18 protein-coding genes are annotated in these 19,719 nt (G+C 71.5%); 8 read left to right on the forward strand and 10 right to left on the reverse strand.

Annotation, left to right across the window (positions count from 1 at the left end; translation table 11 throughout):
- Positions 1 to 39 precede the first annotated feature (39 nt).
- A complete protein-coding gene (fahA, locus tag ACLII4_RS13380) occupies positions 40 to 1,320 on the reverse strand; it encodes a fumarylacetoacetase (protein WP_412067899.1) in 1,281 nt (426 codons plus the stop codon).
- A gap of 38 nt (positions 1,321 to 1,358) precedes the next feature.
- Complete coding sequence (locus ACLII4_RS13385) at positions 1,359 to 2,327, reverse strand: hypothetical protein (RefSeq protein ID WP_412067900.1); 969 nt, start codon at positions 2,325 to 2,327, stop codon at positions 1,359 to 1,361.
- Positions 2,328 to 2,463: 136 nt separating this feature from the next.
- Between ACLII4_RS13385 and ACLII4_RS13390 the strand changes: the two genes are divergently transcribed.
- The 3 genes from ACLII4_RS13390 (at position 2,464) to ACLII4_RS13400 (ending at position 5,694) form a co-directional block, all read left to right on the forward strand.
- Positions 2,464 to 3,522, forward strand: a complete 1,059-nt coding sequence (locus ACLII4_RS13390; protein ID WP_412067901.1) for a tetratricopeptide repeat protein — start codon at positions 2,464 to 2,466, stop codon at positions 3,520 to 3,522.
- Between the two features lie 127 nt (positions 3,523 to 3,649).
- Positions 3,650 to 4,855 carry a cystathionine gamma-synthase gene (locus ACLII4_RS13395; RefSeq protein WP_412067902.1) on the forward strand — a complete coding sequence of 402 codons (1,206 nt, stop codon included), beginning with the start codon at positions 3,650 to 3,652 and terminating at the stop codon, positions 4,853 to 4,855.
- A 56-nt stretch (positions 4,856 to 4,911) separates the two neighbouring features.
- On the forward strand, positions 4,912 to 5,694 hold the full coding sequence (locus ACLII4_RS13400) for a CDP-alcohol phosphatidyltransferase family protein (RefSeq protein WP_412067903.1): 783 nt from the start codon (positions 4,912 to 4,914) through the stop codon (positions 5,692 to 5,694).
- Here the strand turns inward: ACLII4_RS13400 and ACLII4_RS13405 are convergent.
- Positions 5,691 to 6,158 (reverse strand): MOSC domain-containing protein, encoded by a 468-nt coding sequence (locus ACLII4_RS13405; RefSeq protein ID WP_412067904.1) that lies wholly within the window; start codon positions 6,156 to 6,158, stop codon positions 5,691 to 5,693. The genes ACLII4_RS13400 and ACLII4_RS13405 overlap by 4 nt on opposite strands.
- Before the next feature lie 124 nt (positions 6,159 to 6,282).
- Here ACLII4_RS13405 and hrpB point away from each other — a divergent pair, with 124 nt between their 5' ends.
- Positions 6,283 to 8,814 carry an ATP-dependent helicase HrpB gene (gene hrpB / locus ACLII4_RS13410; RefSeq protein WP_412067905.1) on the forward strand — a complete coding sequence of 844 codons (2,532 nt, stop codon included), beginning with the start codon at positions 6,283 to 6,285 and terminating at the stop codon, positions 8,812 to 8,814.
- Positions 8,815 to 8,897: 83 nt separating this feature from the next.
- Here hrpB and ACLII4_RS13415 read toward each other — a convergent pair whose 3' ends face one another.
- Positions 8,898 to 10,298 (reverse strand): aminopeptidase P family protein, encoded by a 1,401-nt coding sequence (locus tag ACLII4_RS13415; RefSeq protein ID WP_412067906.1) that lies wholly within the window; start codon positions 10,296 to 10,298, stop codon positions 8,898 to 8,900.
- Positions 10,299 to 10,416: 118 nt separating this feature from the next.
- On the opposite strand from ACLII4_RS13415, the gene ACLII4_RS13420 reads away from it, so the two are divergent.
- Complete coding sequence (locus ACLII4_RS13420) at positions 10,417 to 10,872, forward strand: SRPBCC family protein (protein ID WP_412067907.1); 456 nt, start codon at positions 10,417 to 10,419, stop codon at positions 10,870 to 10,872.
- A gap of 50 nt (positions 10,873 to 10,922) precedes the next feature.
- Here the strand turns inward: ACLII4_RS13420 and ACLII4_RS13425 are convergent, their stop codons facing one another.
- Entirely contained in the window at positions 10,923 to 11,648 is a 726-nt protein-coding gene (locus tag ACLII4_RS13425; protein WP_412067908.1) for a flavodoxin family protein, read from the reverse strand.
- Between the two features lie 579 nt (positions 11,649 to 12,227).
- Positions 12,228 to 14,006 carry a DUF885 domain-containing protein gene (locus tag ACLII4_RS13430; protein WP_412067909.1) on the reverse strand — a complete coding sequence of 593 codons (1,779 nt, stop codon included), beginning with the start codon at positions 14,004 to 14,006 and terminating at the stop codon, positions 12,228 to 12,230.
- Between the two features lie 114 nt (positions 14,007 to 14,120).
- On the opposite strand from ACLII4_RS13430, the gene ACLII4_RS13435 reads away from it, so the two are divergent.
- Positions 14,121 to 15,236 carry an AI-2E family transporter gene (locus ACLII4_RS13435; protein WP_412067910.1) on the forward strand — a complete coding sequence of 372 codons (1,116 nt, stop codon included), beginning with the start codon at positions 14,121 to 14,123 and terminating at the stop codon, positions 15,234 to 15,236.
- Positions 15,237 to 15,239: 3 nt separating this feature from the next.
- Here ACLII4_RS13435 and ACLII4_RS13440 read toward each other — a convergent pair whose 3' ends face one another.
- Positions 15,240 to 16,142, reverse strand: coding sequence for an aminotransferase class IV (locus ACLII4_RS13440; protein WP_412067911.1), 903 nt, complete (start codon positions 16,140 to 16,142; stop codon positions 15,240 to 15,242).
- A 43-nt stretch (positions 16,143 to 16,185) separates the two neighbouring features.
- On the reverse strand, positions 16,186 to 16,935 hold the full coding sequence (locus tag ACLII4_RS13445) for an HAD family hydrolase (protein ID WP_412067912.1): 750 nt from the start codon (positions 16,933 to 16,935) through the stop codon (positions 16,186 to 16,188).
- Positions 16,936 to 17,027: 92 nt separating this feature from the next.
- Between ACLII4_RS13445 and ACLII4_RS13450 the strand changes: the two genes are divergently transcribed.
- On the forward strand, positions 17,028 to 17,618 hold the full coding sequence (locus tag ACLII4_RS13450) for an NADPH-dependent FMN reductase (protein ID WP_412067913.1): 591 nt from the start codon (positions 17,028 to 17,030) through the stop codon (positions 17,616 to 17,618).
- Positions 17,619 to 17,626: 8 nt separating this feature from the next.
- Positions 17,627 to 18,124: a DUF427 domain-containing protein gene (locus ACLII4_RS13455; protein ID WP_412067914.1), complete on the forward strand. Its 498-nt coding sequence runs from the start codon at positions 17,627 to 17,629 to the stop codon at positions 18,122 to 18,124.
- Positions 18,125 to 18,177: 53 nt separating this feature from the next.
- Here ACLII4_RS13455 and ACLII4_RS13460 read toward each other — a convergent pair whose 3' ends face one another.
- On the reverse strand, positions 18,178 to 18,999 hold the full coding sequence (locus tag ACLII4_RS13460) for a carbon-nitrogen hydrolase family protein (RefSeq protein WP_412067915.1): 822 nt from the start codon (positions 18,997 to 18,999) through the stop codon (positions 18,178 to 18,180).
- On the reverse strand, positions 18,999 to 19,700 hold the full coding sequence (locus tag ACLII4_RS13465) for a lysophospholipid acyltransferase family protein (RefSeq protein WP_412067916.1): 702 nt from the start codon (positions 19,698 to 19,700) through the stop codon (positions 18,999 to 19,001). Before ACLII4_RS13465 ends, ACLII4_RS13460 begins: the two co-directional genes overlap by 1 nt.
- Between the last annotated feature and the right edge of the window lie 19 nt (positions 19,701 to 19,719).

Genomic DNA, 19,719 nt, shown 5'->3' on the forward strand with positions numbered 1-19,719 from the left:
TATAGTGGGGTGCACGGGGTATGTGTGCTTGAAAAACGGTTACGTAACGGCTGGCCGCACCGTGCCCTCGACGGTTCCGAACCCGACGACCGTGCCGTCGCGCTCGGCGCGGCCGGAGAGCACGACGCGGTCGCCGTCGCGCAGGAAGGTCCGCGTCTCCCCGCCCACCGCCACCGGGTCCGTCCCTCGCCACGACAACTCCAGCATCGACCCGTAGCTCCCTTTCTCCTCGCCCGAGATCGTCCCCGACGCCATCAGGTCGCCCGGACGCGCGTTGCAGCCATTGACGGTGTGGTGCGTGAGCTGCTGCTCGGGGCTCCAATAGAGGTACTTCGCGTTCGACCGCGCGATCGTTTGGGCCTCCTCGTCGGCCTCGCGCATGGCCGGCGTCTGCAACGCGACCGCGAGGTCCACGTCGAGCGACCGCGGCTCGGTCTGGCGGAGGTACGGGAGCGGCTCCGGGTTGCCCGCGCTCGCGTCCTGCGCCTCCCCATCGATGCGGAACGGGGCGAGAGCGGCGTACGGGACCACCCACGGGGACACGGAGGTCGCAAAGTTCTTGCCCAGGAACGGGCCCAGCGGCACGTACTCCCACTTCTGGATGTCGCGGGCGCTCCAGTCGTTGACGAGGACGAAGCCGAAGATCTGTGTCGGGGCCTCCTCGATCGGGATCGGCGTGCCGAGGTCGTTGCCGGGCCCGACGAAGAAGCCGAGCTCCAGTTCGATGTCGAGAAGCTTCGAGGGCCCGAAGACGGGCGGCGCGTCGTCCGGCTTCTGCTGCCCGCTCGGCCGCACGACGTCGGTGCCGCTGACCACGACCGACGAGGCCCGGCCGTGGTAACCGACCGGCAGGTGCAGCCAGTTGGGCAGCAGCGCGTTGTCCGGGTCGCGGAACATGGTGCCGACATTCGTGGCGTGCTGGCGCGACGAGTAGAAGTCGGTGTAATCGCCGACGTGGGCCGGCAGGTGCATGGTGACGTCCTTTAGGGGGACGATCGCGCGCTGGCGCAGCGACCCGTCATCGCGCAGGTCGGCCGGGCCGTCGGTGCTCAGCAGATCTTGGAGCCGGCCTCGGACGGCCTCCCAGGCGTCGGCGCCGAGGGCCATGAAGCCGTTGAGTGCGTCGGCCGCGAAGATCGGGTGCCGGCCCGCGCCCGCTGCGGCGATCAGCCCCGCCCGTTCGAGTTCGGCGAGGTCGATGACGTAGTGGCCAAGCCGAACCCCAACGCGGGTGGGGCCGCCGTCGGTGGAGAAGACGCCGTAGGGCAGGTTGTCGAGGCCGAAGCCGTCGGCGGGGTCGCAGTCGAGAAAGGGGGTCACGAGTCGTCGGAAGTCAGAGAGATCAGGACAGAGAAGCGCTACGCCCCTGGCGCGAGCCAGCCGAGCGACTGGAGGTCATCGACGGGCTCGTCGAACGAGCAGGAGCCGAACGACAGCGCGAGTTGCTCGCGAGCGTCGGCGACCTCGGCGGCGCTGGCGGAGAGCGAGCGCCAGCGCAACGCGTCGCCGACGGCCCACGACGAGGCGTCGGCGTCATCGAGCATCTCGGCGAGGTCGTCGGCGCCCAGCCCGTGGACGCGCGCGAGCGCCGCGCCGCCGAAGACGCCCAAAAAGCCGTACATCCGGGCGCCGACCGCGTCGTCGTGGTTCGGGAGCGGATGGTGGAGCCCAGCCGTGGCCTTAAAGGGGGCATCGGCGCGGACCGCCGCCGCCAGCGCGGTCGCCAGCGTCTCGACCTTTGGCACGAGGTCCGGAGTCACGCCGCCGCACCGGAACTTGAGGGCGACCGCTGGCCGCCCGGCTCGCGCATTCGTCTCGGCCACTGCCGCCGCGGCGGGCTCGACGGCGTCCGGCGCGTCGAGGAACGGGACCTCGACAGCGGCGCGGGGACCGGAGCTGGCGCCCGCGCGCATCTCAGCGTCGAGGTCGAGGAGGGCGCCCGCCAAAGCGTCGTGGTCACGAGCGAGGTCGGCGGGCAGCCGGATCTCGAACCGGTCGCACACGGCGGCGCCACCGTGGCGCGCCTGGAAGGCGCGAGCGGCCTCGACCGTTCGGGCGGCCGTGTCCGTCCAGGCCTCGCCGTCGGCGGGCGCGAGCCCGAGGACGGAGAACCGCCACGGGGCCCCGCTCCCAAGCGCCTCGGCGTGCTCGTCCAACGCGCCGAGGCGGGCGGCGGGCACGATGAACCGGCCGAGCATCTCGGCGTGTGGGCTGACGCGGTGCCGGGCGTAGGCCTCGACGGCGGCGCCGAGGTCGAGGTCGGCCGGCGGAAAGAGACCGGCATAGTCGATCAGGCCATCGAGGAGGGCGTTCGCGGCGGGTGTCATGGGGGGCGGAAGCGTGGAGGTCGGCGAGGTGGCGGACCCCGGCGCTAGTTTCGGCGTGGAAGGGTACGACCCTCCGCGAGCGCCCGGTGATCCCCGCCGGCGCCCCCCGCCACCTCCTCGCCAGTCCCAACTGCACATGCCGTCTCGTTTCCTGACCCTCGCCCTCTCGCTCGTCGTCGCGCTCCTCGTGGGCGGCGCCGATGGGTGCTCTTCCGATCCGAACGTCGAGGGCGCCAAGCTCGATCTCCGCAACGGGGACTACGAGCAGGCGCTCTCCAACATTGACACGGCGCTCGAGACCAACCCCGACAACACGGAGGCGCTCCTGCTCCGCGTCGAGGTGCTCCGCCAGCAGTACGAGAACACGCCTGGCCTCGAGCCCAAGGCTGCCTTCCTGGCCGCCAATTACGACCGGATGGTCGAGTCGCTGCTGCGCGCCGAGCAGCTCGCACCGGCCGACCCCGGCGTCGACCAGGCCAAGCTGGCCCTGTGGGCGCTGGCGGTCAACGCCGGCAACGACGTGATCCGCAACCCCGACGCCGACGTCGCCGACGCCGTCAACTTTTTTGAGCAGTCGACCGCGCTGATGCCCGACTCGACGCAGGGCTACCTCGGCCTCGGGCTGGCGTACCTCCGCGACGGCGAGGCCACGCAGGCGCTCGCGCCCTTCCAGCGCGGCACCGAGATCAACGACGCCGACCCCGTGCTCGCCTACTACTACGGCCGCACGCTCGTGCTCGCCGACCGGGCCACGGACGCCGTCGCCTACCTCGAGACGGCCCAGGCCCGCTTCCCGGAGGACGAGGACATCCAGACGATGCTCCTCAACGCGTACACCTTGTCGGGCGAGACCGACCGCGCCATCGAGCGCTACGACGAGGCCATCCAGCGCCAGCCGGACAACCCGGCGTTCCGCTACAACTACGGCGCGCTCCTCCTTCAGGCCGAGCGCTACGACGACGCCATCGTCCAGCTCCAGCGTGCGACCGAGCTCGACCCGACCAACTCGGACGCCTTCTACAACCTGGGCGCCGCGTATCAGAACCTCGCCGCCGCGCTCAACGAGCGCGCCAACAACACCGAGGACGTCGACGAGGCCGGCGTCTGCGACGCGCTCTTCCGCGTGTACACGCAGCTCGGCCGTGTCGACGACGCCGAGGGCGTCGCCGAGTGCGCCGGCATCTCGATGGACTAAGGGGCCCGCGCCTCACTCCCTGGCGGGGGCGCGGCCGGTCCGCGTCCCCGCTTTTTTTTGAGTCTCCCGCGAACGGGGAAGGCATCGGGCCCGCGCCGCGTCTCACCCCACGCCCCCTTCTGATCCCATGCTCGACCCCTCCCCCGACCTCGGCTTCGGCACGCGTGCCATCCACGCCGGCCAGCAGCCCGACCCCTCGACCGGCGCCATCATGACGCCCGTCTACCAGACCAGCACCTACGTCCAGGAGGCCCCGGACGTGCACCAGGGCTACGACTACGCGCGTGTCGGCAACCCGACCCGGACGGCGCTCGAGGGCAACCTCGCCTCGTTGGAAGGCGCGGCCTACGGGATCGCCTTCTCGTCCGGCGTCGCCGCCATCGACTCGGTGCTCCGGCGGCTCCGCCCCGGGGACCACGTCGTGGCGGGCGACGACCTGTACGGCGGGACGTACCGGCTCATGCGCCAGATCATCGAGCCCATGGGCGTCGAGTTCTCGTTCGTGGATCTCAGCCGCGAAGGCGCCGCCGCCGACGCCATCACCGACGCCACCAAGCTGATCTGGGTCGAGACCCCGACCAACCCGCTCCTTCGGATTACCGACATCGCCGCGCTCGCCGAGATCGCCCACGACCGGGGCGTCGCCGTCGCCGTCGACAACACGTTCGCGAGCCCCTACCTCCAGCGGCCCCTTGAACTGGGCGCCGACCTCGTCATCCACTCCACGACGAAGTACATCGGCGGCCACTCCGACGTGGTCGGTGGCGCCGTGATGACGAGCGACGACGGCTGGATGGAGCACCTCCGGTTCCAGATCAAGTCGGTCGGCGCCGCGCCCGCGCCGCAGGACTGCTTCCTGCTGCTCCGGTCCACGAAGACGCTGCACCTGCGGATGGAGCGGCACTGCGCGAATGCTCGCGCCGTCGCCGAGCACCTCCGCGGCCACGAGAAGGTGGCTCGCGTGATCTACCCCGGGTTTGAGGATCACCCCGGCCACGACGTTGCGGCGCGCCAGATGGACGGGTTCGGCGGGATGGTCTCGATCGTGCTCGCCGACGACTCGATCGAGACGGCCACGCGCTTTATGCAGAACACCCGGCTATTCCAGCTCGCCGAGAGCCTGGGCGGCGTCGAGAGCTTGGTGTCACACCCCGCGACAATGACGCACGGCTCGATCCCCGCCGAGGTCCGCCACGCGGCGGGCCTGCCCGACGGGCTCGTCCGGCTGAGCGTAGGGGTCGAAAACGAGGCCGACCTCCTGGCCGACCTCGACCGCGCTCTCGACGCGCTCGCGGCACCGGCCCAGCGCGCCGAGGCGGCCGTCGCGGCATAGCTCCGCCGCACTGAAACGGCGGGGCCGGTACCTTCTGGCCCCGCTTCCGACGTGCTGTGTCTGCCCCTGTACCCCCCTCCGTCGACTCGGCCCGCCCCGTGCCCAACGTGGCGCGCCCGAAGATTGCCAAGCGCCGTGTCAACGACATCTTGCTCGGCCGATTCGAGCGGTGGGCCCTGCCGCGCATGGCGGCCCGGCTCCCCGGCTGGGTCACGCCCGACGGGCTGACCGCGCTCGCGCTCGGCGGCGCCCTGCTCTCGTCGGTCGCCTACGCCCTCAGCGGCGAGGACCTGGCCTGGCTGCACGTCGCCTCGTTCGGGTTGGTCGTCCACTGGTGGGGCGACTCGCTCGACGGCACGCTGGCCCGCGTCCGCCAGATCCGCCGCGAGCGCTACGGGTTCTTCGTCGACCACCAGGCCGACGCCATCGCAGCCGTGATGCTGACCGTCGGGCTCGGCGCCGGGTCGCTGATGCGGTTCGACATCGCCATGCTGATCTGCGTCGGCGTGCTGATGATGATGCTGCTCGTCAACATGGTGACGATCGCGCGCGACGTGTTCAAGATCTCGTTCGGCGGGCTGGGGCCCACGGAGCTCCGCGTCATCGCTATCGCGTTCAACACCATCGTGTGGGCCGTCGGCCCGATGACTGTCCTCTGGCGTGGCGTCGAGTGGACGGTCCTCGACCTGCTGGGGATGGTCGGCGTCGGCCTGCTCGCGCTGATGTGGACGGTCTCTGTCGTCCGCGAGACGCGCCTGATCGGCCGGCTCGACCCCACGCCGCCGCCCGGCCAGGACGGGCAGGCCTTCGACCCGACGGGGCAGAACACACCGAGCTAGCCCTCGACCGCCACCACGTCACCCGGTCGAACGGTCCCCTCGGCGAGCACACGGGCGTACCACCGAGCCTCCCCGGGGTACCGCTCGGCCTTGATCCGCTTCGAGTTGCCGTCCGCGAACGCGCCCGCGATCGTCTTGCACGGCTCGGCCGGCTTCGCCAGCTCCAGCCGCACCTCGTCGCCGATCCGCAAGCGGGAGCCCGCCGCCAGCGTCGCCCAGTCGAGCCCGGCGACGGTCAGGTTCTCGCCCGTCGCGCCCGGGTAGATCGGGTGGCCCTCGTCCTGCAGCCGCCGGATCACTTCGAGCGAGAACAGCGACACGGCCCGCTCGGGCCCACCGTGGACCTTGGGATAGTTGACGTCGTCCGTCGTGATGCCGTCGACGCGGACTTCGGCTTGCGCGACGGCGCGCTTGGGCACGCCACCGGGCGACACGTTGACTTGGAGGACCCGGGCTTGAGACATCGGTACGGCGGATGGGGACCGGAAGGTGGCCGCTCGCGCCCGCCAGCGCAAGCCGATTCGGCGGCGGGGACGCGCTGCTGACTCGCTGGCGGAACGTTTCCGGTCGCTCCGGGCTCTCTGCCCGATGCGACTCCCTGGCCCGCCCCTCCCCGTCGACGCCGTCTTGCCCCGCGTGGTCGCGGCGCTGGGCGCGGCGGGCGTCGCCGTGCTCCAGGCGCCGACCGGCGCGGGCAAAACCACGCGAGTCCCGCTTGCGCTACTCCACGCAGACTGGCTCGACGGGACGATTGTGATGCTCGAACCCCGGCGGATCGCGGCTCGCGCGGCCGCGCGGCGGCTGGCGGCCCAACTCGGCGAGCGCGTCGGCGAGACCGTCGGCCTGCGCGTGCGCGGCGAGACGCGGGTCGGGCGGAGCACGCGCATCGAAGTCGTCACCGAGGGCGTGCTGACGCGGCGCTTGCTCAACGACCCCGACCTCACCGCTGGGCGGCCCGTCTCGGCGCTGGTGTTCGACGAGGTCCACGAGCGGAGTCTGCAGACCGACCTCGGGCTGGCGCTCGCGCTCCAGGCGCGCGAGCTGTTGCGGCCCGACCTCCGCCTGCTGGCGATGAGCGCGACGCTCGACGGCGACCGGTTCTCGGACCTGCTCGGCGGCGCGCCCGTCGTCACGAGTGAAGGGCGGACGTACCCGGTCGAGCCCCGCTACCTCGGTTCGCCGCAAGCAGACGCGGGCGGTCGCCCCCCTCGGATCGAAGACGCCGTGGCGGCGGCCGTGCGACGGGCCTTGGCGGAGGAGACCGGCAGCGTGCTCGCGTTCCTGCCCGGCTCGGGCGAGGTCCGCCGGACCGCCGAGCGGCTGGCGGGCCTGCCACGCGACGTGACACTTGCGCCCTTGTACGGCGACCTCGGAGCGCGCCAGCAAGATGCGGCCATCGAGCCCGCGCCGCCCGGAACCCGCAAGGTGGTGCTGGCGACCAGCATCGCCGAGACGAGCCTGACCATCGAGGGCGTCCGCGTGGTCGTCGACGCCGGGCTGGCGCGGCGGCCCCGGTTCGACGCCGCCAGCGGGATGTCGCGGCTGGAGACGGTCCGCGTGAGCCGCGCCGAGGCCGACCAACGCATGGGGCGCGCCGGGCGGACCGAGCCCGGCGTCGGGTACCGGCTGTGGAGCGAGGTCGAGCACGCCGCGCTCCGCACGCACGCGCCCGCCGAGATGACGCAGGCCGACCTCGCCCCGCTGGCGCTCGCGCTTGCCGCCTGGGGCGCCGCGCCCGTCGACCTCGGCTGGATCGACCCGCCCCCCGCCGCCGCTTTCGAGACCGCCCGCGAGCTGTTGCGCGAGCTCGACGCGCTCGACGCGAACGGCGCCCTTACCCCACACGGCCGCGCGATGGCGGCGCTCCCGATGCACCCCCGGCTCGCGCACCTCGGCGAGCGCGCCCGTGCCCTCGGTCACCCCGCCCTCGGCGCCGACCTCGTCGGCCTGCTGTCCGAGCGCGACGTGTTCCGCTGGGACGGCCGCCTGCCCGACGTCGACCTCCGGTTGCGCGTCGAGGCCCTGCGCGGCGATGCCCGGGGCGGGAACGGCGTCCGCCTCGACCGGGGCGCCCTCGACCGCGCGCGGCGCGAGGGGATGCGCTGGCGCCGCGCCTGGGAGGCGACCGACACCCCGGCCGACCTAGACTCCGCCGGCCCCCTGCTCGCGCTGGCTTACCCCGACCGCGTCGCCCAGCGCGTGGGCGAGTCGGCCGAGGGCGCGCGGTACCGCTTGCGCGAAGGCCGTGCGGCGATCCTCGACCGCGCCCAGCCGCTCGCGGACGCCCCCTTCCTCGCCGTCGGCGACCTCGACGACCGGCGCGGCGGCGCGCGTGTCTTTACCGCCGCCCCACTCGACGCCGCCGACATCGAGGCGCTCTTCGCCGACCAGATCGTGGACGAAGACGACGTGGCGTGGGACGCGAGCGCGGGCCGCGTCGTCGCGCGCCGGGTCCGCCGGTTGGGCGCCGTCGTGCTGTCCGAAGCCCCCATCCGAAAGCCGGCACCGCACCTCGTCACCGCCGGACTGGTCGAGGGCGTCCGCCAGTCCGGGCTGGGCGTGCTGCCGTGGTCGAAGGACACGGCGCGCCTGCGCGAGCGGCTGGCGTTTTTGGCGCACCACCTCGGCGACCCGTGGCCCGACGTGTCCGACGACGCGCTGCTGGCGACGCTGCCCGAGTGGCTCGGCCCCTACCTCGCGGGCATGACGCGCCTCACCGACCTTAGCCGCCTCGACCTCGGGATGCTGCTCCGCCAGCTCGGCCCGCCGTCGGCACGCACCGACCTCGACCGGCTGGCGCCCGCGCACGTCACGGTCCCCAGCGGATCGGTCCGCCCGCTCGACTATTCGGACCCCGAAGCGCCGGTGCTCGCAGTGAGGCTCCAAGAGGTGTTCGGCCTCGAAGAGACGCCGCGCGTGCTCGACGGTCGCCTGCCCGTGCTGATGCACCTGCTGAGCCCCGCCCAGCGCCCGGTTCAGGTGACCGCCGACTTGCGCTCGTTCTGGCGCGACGCCTACTTCGACGTGCGCAAGGACATGCGCGGCCGGTACCCCAAGCACCACTGGCCGGAGAACCCGCTGGAGGCTACGCCCACGGCGCGAGCGAAGCGCCGACGCTGAGACCGGAGCGAAGAGGGGGCGAGGGGTGGAAGAGAAGAGGATCGACCGTTTGATGGGCACCGCCAATCCTCTTCTCATCCCCTCTACTCCTCGTCCATTCCCGCCTGCACGATCTCCTCCACGTCCGCGATCTCCTTGGGGATGCCGGGGCCGAGCACGCGGTAGCCATCGTCGGTAATCACGATGTCGTCCTCGATGCGGACGCCGCCGAAGCCGACCCACCGCTCCGCCTCGGCGTAATCGATCAGGTCGGCGTGGCGGTTCTCGGACTTCCACAGGCCGATGAGTGCGGCGTTAAAGTAGAGGCCCGGCTCGACCGTCATCACGTGGCCGGGCGCGAGGGCGCGAGCAAAGCGGAGGTACTTGGTCCCGAACTGCGTGCTCCGGGTCGCCTCGTCTCCGTAGCCGACGCGGTCCTCGCCGAGCCCTTCCAGGTCGTGCACGTCCAGGCCCATTGCGTGGCCCAGGCCGTGGTGGAAGAACAGCCCGTGCGCGCCGGCCTCCACGATCTCGCCGACGTCGCCCTTGAGCAGCCCGAGGTCCACGAGCCCGGCCGCCAGCGTGCGGCTGGCCAAGTCGTGGACCTCGCGGAAGCGGACGCCCGGGGCGCACGCCTCGATGCAGGCCGTCTGCGCCTTGAGCACCAGCGAGTAGATGTCGCGCTGGCGGCCGGTGAACGTGCCGCCGACCGGCGAACAGCGCGTCACGTCCGCCGCATAGCCCGAGTCGGGCGCGACGCAGCCGGCGTCGTGGAGGAGCAGGTCGCCGGGCGCCAGCACGTGGCCGGAGGCGTGGTGGTGCGGCACCTCGCCGCGCGTCGTCACGATGGCGGGGAACGACAGGTGCGAGCCGTACGAGTGGGCGACGCCGGTGATGGCCGCCGCGACCTCGTGCTCCGAGCGGCCTGGCTGGGCCATGAACATCGCCGCGAGGTGCATCTCGGACAGGATGTCGAGGGCCACCTCGATCTCGGCCACCTCGGCGTCCGTCTTGACGAGCCGCTGCGCGATCACGGCATCGACGAGCGACGGCGAGGCCTCGACCTCGGACGGGGCGACGCCGAGCAGGCCCGCCAGCCACAGCCGGTGCTCCGCGCGGTACGCGGGTAGCGTGTGGACGGTCCGGCCGGTCGACCGCGCGGCCGCGATCGTCTCGGCGAGCGCGGCGGGCGGGGCGACGGTCGGGATGCCCGCCGCGTCGGCGCGCTGGCCCATCGACGGCCGCTCGCCATCCCACACGCGGTCCTCCATCGTCGCCTCGCGGCCGTAGAGCGTCGATTCGCCCGAGTCCAGGTCGATGGTCAGCGCCAGCTCGGGCTCGTCCAAGCCGGTGTAGTAGCGGAACGAGCCGTCCTGCCGGAAGGGGTAGAGGTTTGCCGCGTAGTTCATCGGCGACGGGCCGTTGCCCAGCAGGACGACGAGGCCGCCGTCGAGGGCGTCGGTGAGGGACGAGCGCCGGGCGGCGAACACAGTAGGGTCGAACATCAAAAAGGGGCCAGGGTGATTCTGAAGGTAGCGGGCGGAGACCTGGGGGGATCCTCGGTTTCGCTGGCCCGTGACAGCCCCCCGCCCCGCCCGCCTGCCCGTGGCCTTGACGCACCGCTTGCACACAACGACTTGGCTGCCGCAGCCCCGCGCTGAGGTCTTCGCTTTTTTCGCCGACGCTGCAAACCTGGAACGGATCACGCCGCCCGAGCTCGCCTTCGAGATCGTCACGCCCCTGCCCATCGAGATCGGCGAGGGCGCGCTCATCGACTACAAGCTGGGCCTGTTCGGCGTCCGCTTTGGCTGGCGGACCGAGATCGTGAGGTGGGAGCCGCCGTATCGCTTCGTTGATCAGCAGGTCGCCGGGCCGTATCGCCGGTGGCACCACACCCACACCTTTACCGAGGCGCCCGACATCGACGGCCACCCGGGCACGCGGATGGACGACGAGGTGCGGTGGGAGCTGCCTATCGCCCCCCTCGGCGAGTTGGCGTACCCGCTCGTCCGCGCCCAGCTCGCGCGGATCTTCCGGTACCGCCAGCAGCGGATCGAAGCAATTCTGCGTGGTGCGTGACTCCTCACTGGGGGGCCGACGACCGGCCACGGACTCCCCGACCCGCTGACCTACCGGTACTCCGGGTTCTCGTAGTCGAACCGCGCGCCCGCGTCCCAGGCCGAGCGCTGATTGCCGTACGCCGGGATGCCTCCGGCGTCCGTGAGCATCCGGGCGAGGTGCATCAGATTCCAGGCCATGAACGTCGTGTTGCGCTGGGTGAACTCGTTGTCGACCCCAACGACATCGCCGTCGACCACATCACCGTAGCTGGCGCCTGGGCCCGCCTCCCCGATCCAGCCGGCGTCGGCCTGCGGCGGGATCGTGTAGCCGAGGTGCTGCAAGCTGTACAGCACGCCCATCCCGACGTGCTTGATGCCGTCCTCGTTGCCGGTGACGATGCACCCGCCGACGCCGCCGTAGAAGGCGTACTGCCCGGCGTCGTTGAGCTGGCTCGACATGCCGTAGAGCCGCTCGATGAGCCTCTGACAGACGGACGAGTTCTGCCCGAGCCAGATCGGCGTGCCGATCACCAGGATGTCGGCGTCGCGGATGCGCGGCCACAACTCGGGCCAGGCGTCGGCGGCGAACCCGTGCTCGGTCATGTCTGGGTAGACGCCCGGCGCCACGTCGTGGTCGACCAGACGAATCGAATCGACGGAGACGCCGTTGGTGTCGAAGATGTGGCGGACCACGTCGAGCAGCGTGTCCGTGTGCGAGTCCTGCGGCGACGGCTTCAGCGTCGTGTTGACGATGACGGCGCGGAGGTCGTCGTAGGAGGCGGGCGGCTGGGACATGGGCGGAGGGGAGCAGGGAGCAGCGGGCGTAGAGTTCCCGGACGCCACGACTCCCGCACTCCTTCCCAGCGGCCTCGGTTCGATGGGCCGTCGTCCGTCTAGGCGGACACGGCGGGCGCTACCAAAACCCGTCGTCGTTCCGTTGGCTCACGGCCCGGAGACGGGACACGGCCATCCTGCGGATCAGGTCCTCCAGCAGCGGCTCGGCGTACCGCACCTTCAGGAAGTTCGTCGTCGTTATGGTAGTCCCCAATGTCTTCGCGGAAGGCCTCCAGGGTCGCTGGAGTCAGTGCGAGGCTGAGGTGGGCCTTGTGCGAGGAGAACGAGAACAGGAATCGGGGCTCCACAAAAAACGGCGCGCCCCACTTGATCGCCTCGTCTGCGTCCGGCGCAGCGCGCCTCAGAATCTCGTAGGTCCGTCGCAGGTGGGGACGGCCCGCCTCGGGTGCCGACTCGATGTACTCGGAGACCGTCGTCGGGCGGGGCCTGCCATCGTCGAGCTCTGATGCGTGCCGGAGGGTACGGCGCGCGAGCCAACGTCGGATCCCTCCTTCCGCCTCGTCGCCGAGGCCGACGGACTTACTGGCGAGCGATCCAGTCCCGGACGACCGCCTCGAGCACGCCCATCGGGAGCTCGCCGTGGCCGAGCACCTCGTCGTGGAAGGCTCGGACGTCGAAACGGGGGCCCAGCGCCGCCTCGGCTTCGGTCCGCACGCGGCGGATGGTGAGCTCGCCCATCTTGTAGCCCAGCGCCTGCCCCGGCCACGCGATGTAGCGGTCCACTTCGGTGCGCACCTCCAGCTCCGAGAGCGCCGTCCGGTCCGCGAGGTAGTCGCGCGCCTGCTGGCGGCTCCACCCGAACGCGTGCATCCCGGTGTCGACGACCAAGCGGCACGCCCGCCACATCTCATACGTGAGCCGCCCGAAGCGGCGATACGGGTCCGTGTAGAACCCGGCTTCCGCCCCGAGCGACTCGGCGTACAGGCCCCAGCCTTCCTCATACGCCGTCAGCACGAGGGCGCGGCGGAACGCGGGCAGGTGGTCCAGCTCCTGCGCCAGCGCGATCTGGAGATGGTGGCCTGGCACGGCCTCGTGGAACGTGAGCGCCTCCAGCGCCCACGTGGGTCGGCTGGCGAGGTCGTAGGTGTTGATCCAGTACACGCCCGGCACGCGCCCGCCCGCAGGCGGCTCGACGTAGAACCCGGCCGTGAACGTCGGGGCCAGGAAGTCGGGGACGGGGGCCACGGTGTACGGCAGGCGCGGCAGGCGGCCAAAGAGCTGGGGCAGCCGGGCGTTCATCTGCATCGCGATCCAGGCCCCCTCTCGGAGCAGTGCCTCGGGCGACTCGGCCACGAACTGCGGGTCGGTGCGGAGGAACGTAAGGAAGTCGTCGAACGACCCCTCGAAGCCGACCTCGGCGATCACAGCGTCCATCTCGGCGCGGACCCTCTCCACTTCCGCCAGCCCCACCGCGTGGACGGCCTGGGGCGTCGTGTCGAGCGTCGTGAACTGGCGGACGCGCCACGCATAAGCGGCCTCTCCGTCGGGCGTGTCGGACAGCCCGATCGTCTCACGAGCGCCCGGCAGGTACTCGTCTTGCAGGAACGCCGCCAGCGTCCGGTAGCCCGGCACGACGGCTTGCGAGATCGCCTCCCTCCCCGCCTGCGCCAGCCGCTCGCGCTCTGGCTCCGGGATCGTCGCCGGGAGGGCGGCGAAGGGCGCCCAAAAGACGCTCGCCTCGGGGGCGTCAACCACGTGCGCGCTGGCGGTCGCGGGCAATCCGGAAATCGCGACGGCCGGGACGGTATGCCCCGACGCTAGCCCCGCCCTCAGGTTCGCGATCTGCGCGTCGACGTACCCCGGCCACGCGAGCAAGCGGGCCAGGTAGTTCTCCACCTCGGCGACCGTGGTCGCCGGCATCTGGTTCGGAAGTCGGGTGAACGCGACGTGGAAGCCGTCGCTGGCGGTGATCGGGGTCCGCTCCGCCCGAAAGCGCGCGGCGTCCCGCACGTCCGCGAGCAGCGTCCGCAGGATGCGCGCCGTGATCCGGTCCTCCCCCACCAGCGCGTCGGCGTCGATCGCGTCGAGACGTCGGAGATAGGCATCGGCGGCTTGCGCTCGCGCGGCCACCGCTTGTGGTGCGACATCCGGCAACCGGTCGGCGTGCGCCCGTTCGCCGACGTAGCTGGCGAACAACGGGTCCTCGGCCAGCCGCCAGCCCCACCAGTCGTCGACCAAGGACGCGAGCGCGTCGTCGGCGACGGTGGCGGCAGACTGCGCCCGGGCGGGGACGGCGCACGCGAACCCGATCAGGGTCGACGAAGTCAACAGGGCGAGGACGAGGGCGAGCGGACGCATCGGGGACGGGGACGGGTGCTGGAGTCTACGGGCCCGCTTCTCAGGCCGCGCCCCATGGCCGCGATGGCACCCCGGGCGAGGCGCCGCGTAGGCCTGGGCCCATTGCCCACGCCCATGGCCGCCACTACGCCCCTCTCCGACCTCACGCTCCGGTCGGCGCGGCGGGCGCTGCTGACCGGCGCGCTCGTGGTGCTTGTGCTCGTGCTGTTCTGGGTGATGGTCGCCAAGGTGCTTCTGGCGGCGCTCTTGGGCACGGTCGTCGCCATCTACCTCCGCCCCGTGTACGTGTGGCTGGCGGCGCGCACCGGGCGACCGACGCTGGCCGCCGTGCTCACCCAGGTCCTGCTGTTCGTCCCTGCCGTCGCTGTGCTGGCGTACGGCTACCTCGAGGTGCGCGGGGCTGCCGAATACTTGCAGGCGAACGCGGCGTCGGTCGCGGGCCAGATTCAGGACGCCGTCGCCAGCTTGCCGTTCGCGAGCGGCGACATTCAGGCCTCGACGCAAGCCTTGCTGGAGTCCATCGCCGAGCAGGCCACCAGCCTTCCGGCCGGGGTGCAGGACGCGATCGGCGACTTTGGGGTGGCGGCGGCCGTCTTCTTGTTCACCGCCGTCTACGTGCTCACCGACGCCGACGAGATCGTGGGATGGCTCCGGGCCAAGGTGCCCGCGCGCTATGCCGGGCTGACGGAGCGGCTGGAGAGCAACGCCCGGGGCGTGCTCTACGGGTCGATCTACGCGACCGTCGTCACCCAGTCCATCAAGGGCGTCTGGATCCTGGCGCTGATGCTCGTCTTCGGCGTGCCGCTGCCGTTCACGCTGGCGCTCATCGCGTTCGTGATCGGCTTTTTCCCCGTGGTCGGCTCGTGGACGGTCTACCTCCCAGCCGCCGGCTATGTCTTGGTCTTCCAGGACGCGCCTCTAAAAGCGCTCGTGCTCGTTGTGGTCGCGTTCGTGGTGAGCACCCCGCTGCTGTCGCTCTACCTCCGGCCGAAGCTGGCGGCCGACCGCTCCCAGGTCCTCAACTTCTACTGGATGTTCGTCGGCCTGATCGCGGGGGTCTACACGTTCGGGATCCCCGGCATCGTGCTCGGCCCGCTCACCATCGGCCTGCTCAAGGCGCTCCTCGACGTGGTGACGGACCCCGACAGCTGGGAGCCCCCGACCGAGGCCGACGGCCACGACCCTCACATCTTGGTCGAAGAGGAGATGGCTGGCGAGCCCGAAGCCTGACCGCTAGTCGACCACTCGGACGCCCGTTGCTGCCACCTCGGCAGTAAAGAGCTCCGTCAGCCGCGTCGTCATCGGGCCGACCGCGCCGTCCCCGATGGTCCGCCCGTCGAGGTGGGTGACGGCCGCCAGCTCACCCATCGTGCCGGTGCAGAACATCTCGTCGGCGCGGTACGCCTCGGCCAACGTGAACCGGCCCTCGCGGTGCGGGATGTCGTGGGCGGCGCACAGGTCGAGGACGGTCTGCCGCGTGATGCCCTCGGGGCAAGCGTCGGCGTACGAGGTCAGCACCTGTCCCCGGCGGACCAGGAAAACGTGCGTCCCGTTGCACTCGGCGATGAACCCGTCGCGGTCGAGCAGCAGCGCCGAGTCGGCCCCGGCGGCGTTCGCCTCGATCTTGGCAAGGATCGACTGGAGCAGGTTGTTTGAGTGGATCTTCGGGTCGAGGCAGTCCGGCGGGAAGCGGCGCACCGACGAGGTGTGGAGCGTCAAACCATCCTTGCCATAGACCGGCGCCTTCCACTCGGCCAGCACGATCAGCGTCGGGCCCGACTGGTTGAGCCGCGGGTCCATGCCGGACGTGATCTTGGTGCCACGCGAGAGCGTCAGCCGAATGTGCACGCCGTCGCGCATGTCGTTGGCTGCCAGCGTCTTGCGGATCTCGGCCACCACCTCATCCTTGCTCGGCACGCCCGCGATGGCGATGGCCTTGGCGGAGTCCACGAGCCGGTCGAGGTGCTCGTCGAGCCGGAAGATGCGGCCGTCGTAGAGGCGTAGGCCCTCCCACACGCCGTCGCCACCCTGGACGAGCGAGTCGAACGGCGAGATGCCTGCGTCGTCGCGGTGCGAGAGGGTCCCGCCGATGTTGACGATGAGGTCGGCGTTTCGGGGATCGGCGGTCTGGAGCACGGGGGCGAGTGGCGCGTGTGGGAAACGGGAGGTGGGTCGGACGCTAGCGGTTCGGCGCCGTGATCCGATGTGCGGCGAGCGCATCGTAGAGCGGCTGGGCGGCCTCGACCAGGGGTCGGAGCCGCTCCGGCACGACGGTCGCCTCGGCGCGGGGCGTGCCCCATCCGGTCGAGCGCCACACGGAGTCGTACCAGTGCGGCGCCCAGACCCCGTCGCTGGCGCGGGGGCCAGCCGTCCACGCCAGCATCGCCGGGTCGAAGGGCACGCCCAGCCTCGCGCAGAGCGCCGCCAGCACGCCGGGCGGGTCCGCCAGCAGGTCGTCCGCGTCGACGACGGGCGGGACGGCGCCGGTTTGCTGGCGGGTCCGATTGAAGAGCTCGACTTGCTGCGGCAGGCCCGTGTCGGGCAACGACGGGCCGGGCCACACCTTGTCGAGCGAAACGACCAAGGCCGCGGGGTCGCGAATGAGGAAGGCGTGCTGCCAGCCCGGCGCGTCCAGCCACTCGCGCCCGACCTGGGGCAGCAGGTGGTGCGCCATGTGCTTCTGCACCCACAGGTCGGCGCCCCCGGGGATGGGTCCTGTGAGGGCCGCGGCGACCTCGCGCCAGTCCGTCGAGAGCGCGGCCAGGATCTCGCTGCGGCCGGGGTGGTCGAGCCCGGTGGACGCGAGGTACACAGCGTAGAGCGGCTCGTCGGAGACGACGGTGTCGGCGCGATTCTCCCACGCGCGCAGCAGGGCCGTCGAGCGGCAGCGGGGGCCGCTCCAGATGGCGATACGGAGGGGCGTGGGCATCGACGGGCGTTTGAGGGAGACGGGAGTCTACCGCCGCGTGCCAGATCCCGGCCGGCGGGCGGGCGTAGATGCTGTCCATCGCTCGACGCTCCATGGCCCTCGCGATCCCCGTCATCTATGGGTCTGTCCGGACCGACCGTGTCGGCATCCGCGCGGCGCGGTTCGTGTGCGAGCAGCTCCGCACCGCCGGCCACGCCTCGACTCTGGTCGACCCCGCCGAGTTTGCGCTCCCGATGCTCGACCGGATGTACAAGGAGTACGAAGCCGGCGCTGCGCCTGAGCCGCTGGAACGGCTGGCGACGCTCTTCCGCGAGGCCGACGCGTTCGTGATCGTCGCGGGCGAGTACAACCACCTCCCGCCCCCCGCCCTGGTCAACCTCCTCGACCACTTCCTCAACGTGTACTACTGGCGCCCTGCGGGCATCGTGACGTACTCGCGGGGCAGCTTCGGCGGCGTCCGGTCCGCCGTCCATCTCCGCGACATGCTCGCGGAGCTCGGGATGCTGACGATCTCGACAGCACTGGCGTACCCCCGCGTGGGCGCGAGCTTCGAGGCCGACGGCTCACCCGTCGAGGAGCAGGCGCCCGGGTTGCAGAAGCGGTTCGGTCGGTTCGCGGGTGAGCTGGCCTGGGTCGCCGAAGCGCTCCGTGAGAAGCGGGCCATGGGCGTTCCCTACACCTGACCGTCACCATGCCACCCGTCGCCCCCATCCGCCCCGGTGTCGGCCAGCGCTCCGTCTGGGACTTTCCCCGCCCGCCTGCGCTTGAGCCCGTCGGCGTGACGGTCCGCATCGCGTTCGGCGGCCTCGAAATCGCCCGCACCGAGCACGCGCTCCAGGTGCTCGAAACGAGCCACCCGCCGTCGGTCTACCTCCCTCCTGACGCCTTCATTCCAGGTGTTCTCCAGCCGCACCCTGGCTCGTCCGCGTGCGAGTGGAAGGGCCGCGCCGTCTACTTCGACGTGGTGGCCGGCGGCCGGCGCGCCGAGAAGGTCGCCTGGGCGTATCCCGACCCGACGCCAGCCTTCCGCGCGCTCAAGGACCACGTCGCCGTCTATGCCGGCCCGATGGACGCGTGCTGGATCGGCGGCGAGCGGGTGACGCCGCAACCCGGCGGGTTCTACGGCGGGTGGGTCACCTCGGCCGTCGTCGGCCCCTTCAAGGGCGAGCCGGGCACCTGGGGGTGGTGACCGAGGGGCGGGCCGGGGACCGCTCGCCGGAAGCACGTGGCGCTAGCGACGCCTCAGGCCCCGATCCAGTCGGCGTAGAGCTCTGGGCGGCGGTCGCGCAGGAACAGGCGGCGGGCGTGGGACTGGGCCACAAGGTCGAGGTCGAGGTCGGCATACAGGATCTCCTCGGTGCCCTCGTTGGCCTGCGCGAGCACCCGACCGTCGGGCGCGCAGACGAAGCTCTCACCCCCGAACGTCAGCCGCTCCTCGGGCCCGACGCGGTTAGCGAGCGCCGTGAAGTAGCCGTTCTGGAAAGCGGCCACCTGCATCTCGGCCTGGTACAACCCATCCGGCCACTCCCCCACCGCGCCTGCTTGCGGGACGACGACGACCTCGGCCCCGGCTACCGCCAGCGCTCGCATCACCTCCGGGTAGTGGCGGTCGTAGCAGATTGCGACGCCGACCTTCCCGGCGGCGGTGTCGTAGACCGGCATGCCACGGTCGCCGGGCGCGTAGTAGCCCTGCTCGTGGAAGGCCTCGTAGTCGGTGATGTGGAGCATCCGGGTCCGTCCCAACAAGGAGCCGTCGGCGTCGATCACCGGCGACGTGTCGAACGTCCGGTCGCCCTCCCGCTCAAACAGGTTGAGGACGGCCACGACGCCGTGCCGGGCGGAGCGCTCTTGGAACGCCTCCACGGTCGGCCCCGGGATGGGCTCGGCCAACGCTTGCGACCCTGGGGACGCGTGCCGCTGAGGGTAGAACGGCGTGAACGCGAGTTCGGCGTAGGCGACAAGGTCGGCGCCCGCTTGGGCGGCGCGGTCGAACGCGGCGAGCCCGCGGGCGAGGTTGTCGGCGAGGTCGGCGGTGGCCGGCTGCTGGACGAGGGCGATGCGCATCAGGCGGGGGCGGTGGCGAGGAGGGACGCGGTGACGGCCTCGCGAGCGGTGTCGGCGAGCACGCGCGGCGGGGCGTCGGAGGGGAGCGGCTCCAGAATCCGGACGGTGATCACACCCGGTCGGGCTTCGAACGCGCTCTCGTGGAGGACCTCGTGAGAGCCCTGGACGGCAACCGGCACGATCGGCACGCCCGCCTGAATAGCCAAGCGGAATGCGCCGGTCAGGAACCGGCCGGGGACCCCGTCGAAGCTCCGCGTGCCCTCGGGATAGAACAACACGGACTCGCCCTCGGCGACCCGGGCGGCAGCCTCGGCGAGCCCGCCCTCAGGGGCCTTCAGGTCGAGGTAGACGCACTTCGAGTGCGTCAAGACGGTCGACACCAAGGGCCGCCCTTTGAGGCTGGCGCGAGCCACGAAGAGGAACGGCTTCGGGATCCCGAGCAACAGCGCCGGGATGTCGCCCATCGACTGGTGGTTGGCGACGTAGACGACGGGCCCGTCCGGCGGCGTGCCCGTGCTCCGGACCCGGATTCCGCCCACGCCGAGCCCCAGCCACGACCACGCCCGCATCCACCGCCAGTACCGGCGCGTGGTCGGGTTGAGCAGGTAGTGTCCCCAGCCCGGCAGGATCATCAGGATCGAGAACAGGCCGGTCCAGGACATCGTCCAGACAAACCACAGGCGGGAGGCGACGACAGACACGGCGGGCGTTCGGGGGGGC

The sequence above is a fragment of the Rubrivirga aquatilis genome, assembly GCF_046845665.1.
Classification (GTDB): Bacteria; Bacteroidota; Rhodothermia; order Rhodothermales; family Rubricoccaceae; genus Rubrivirga.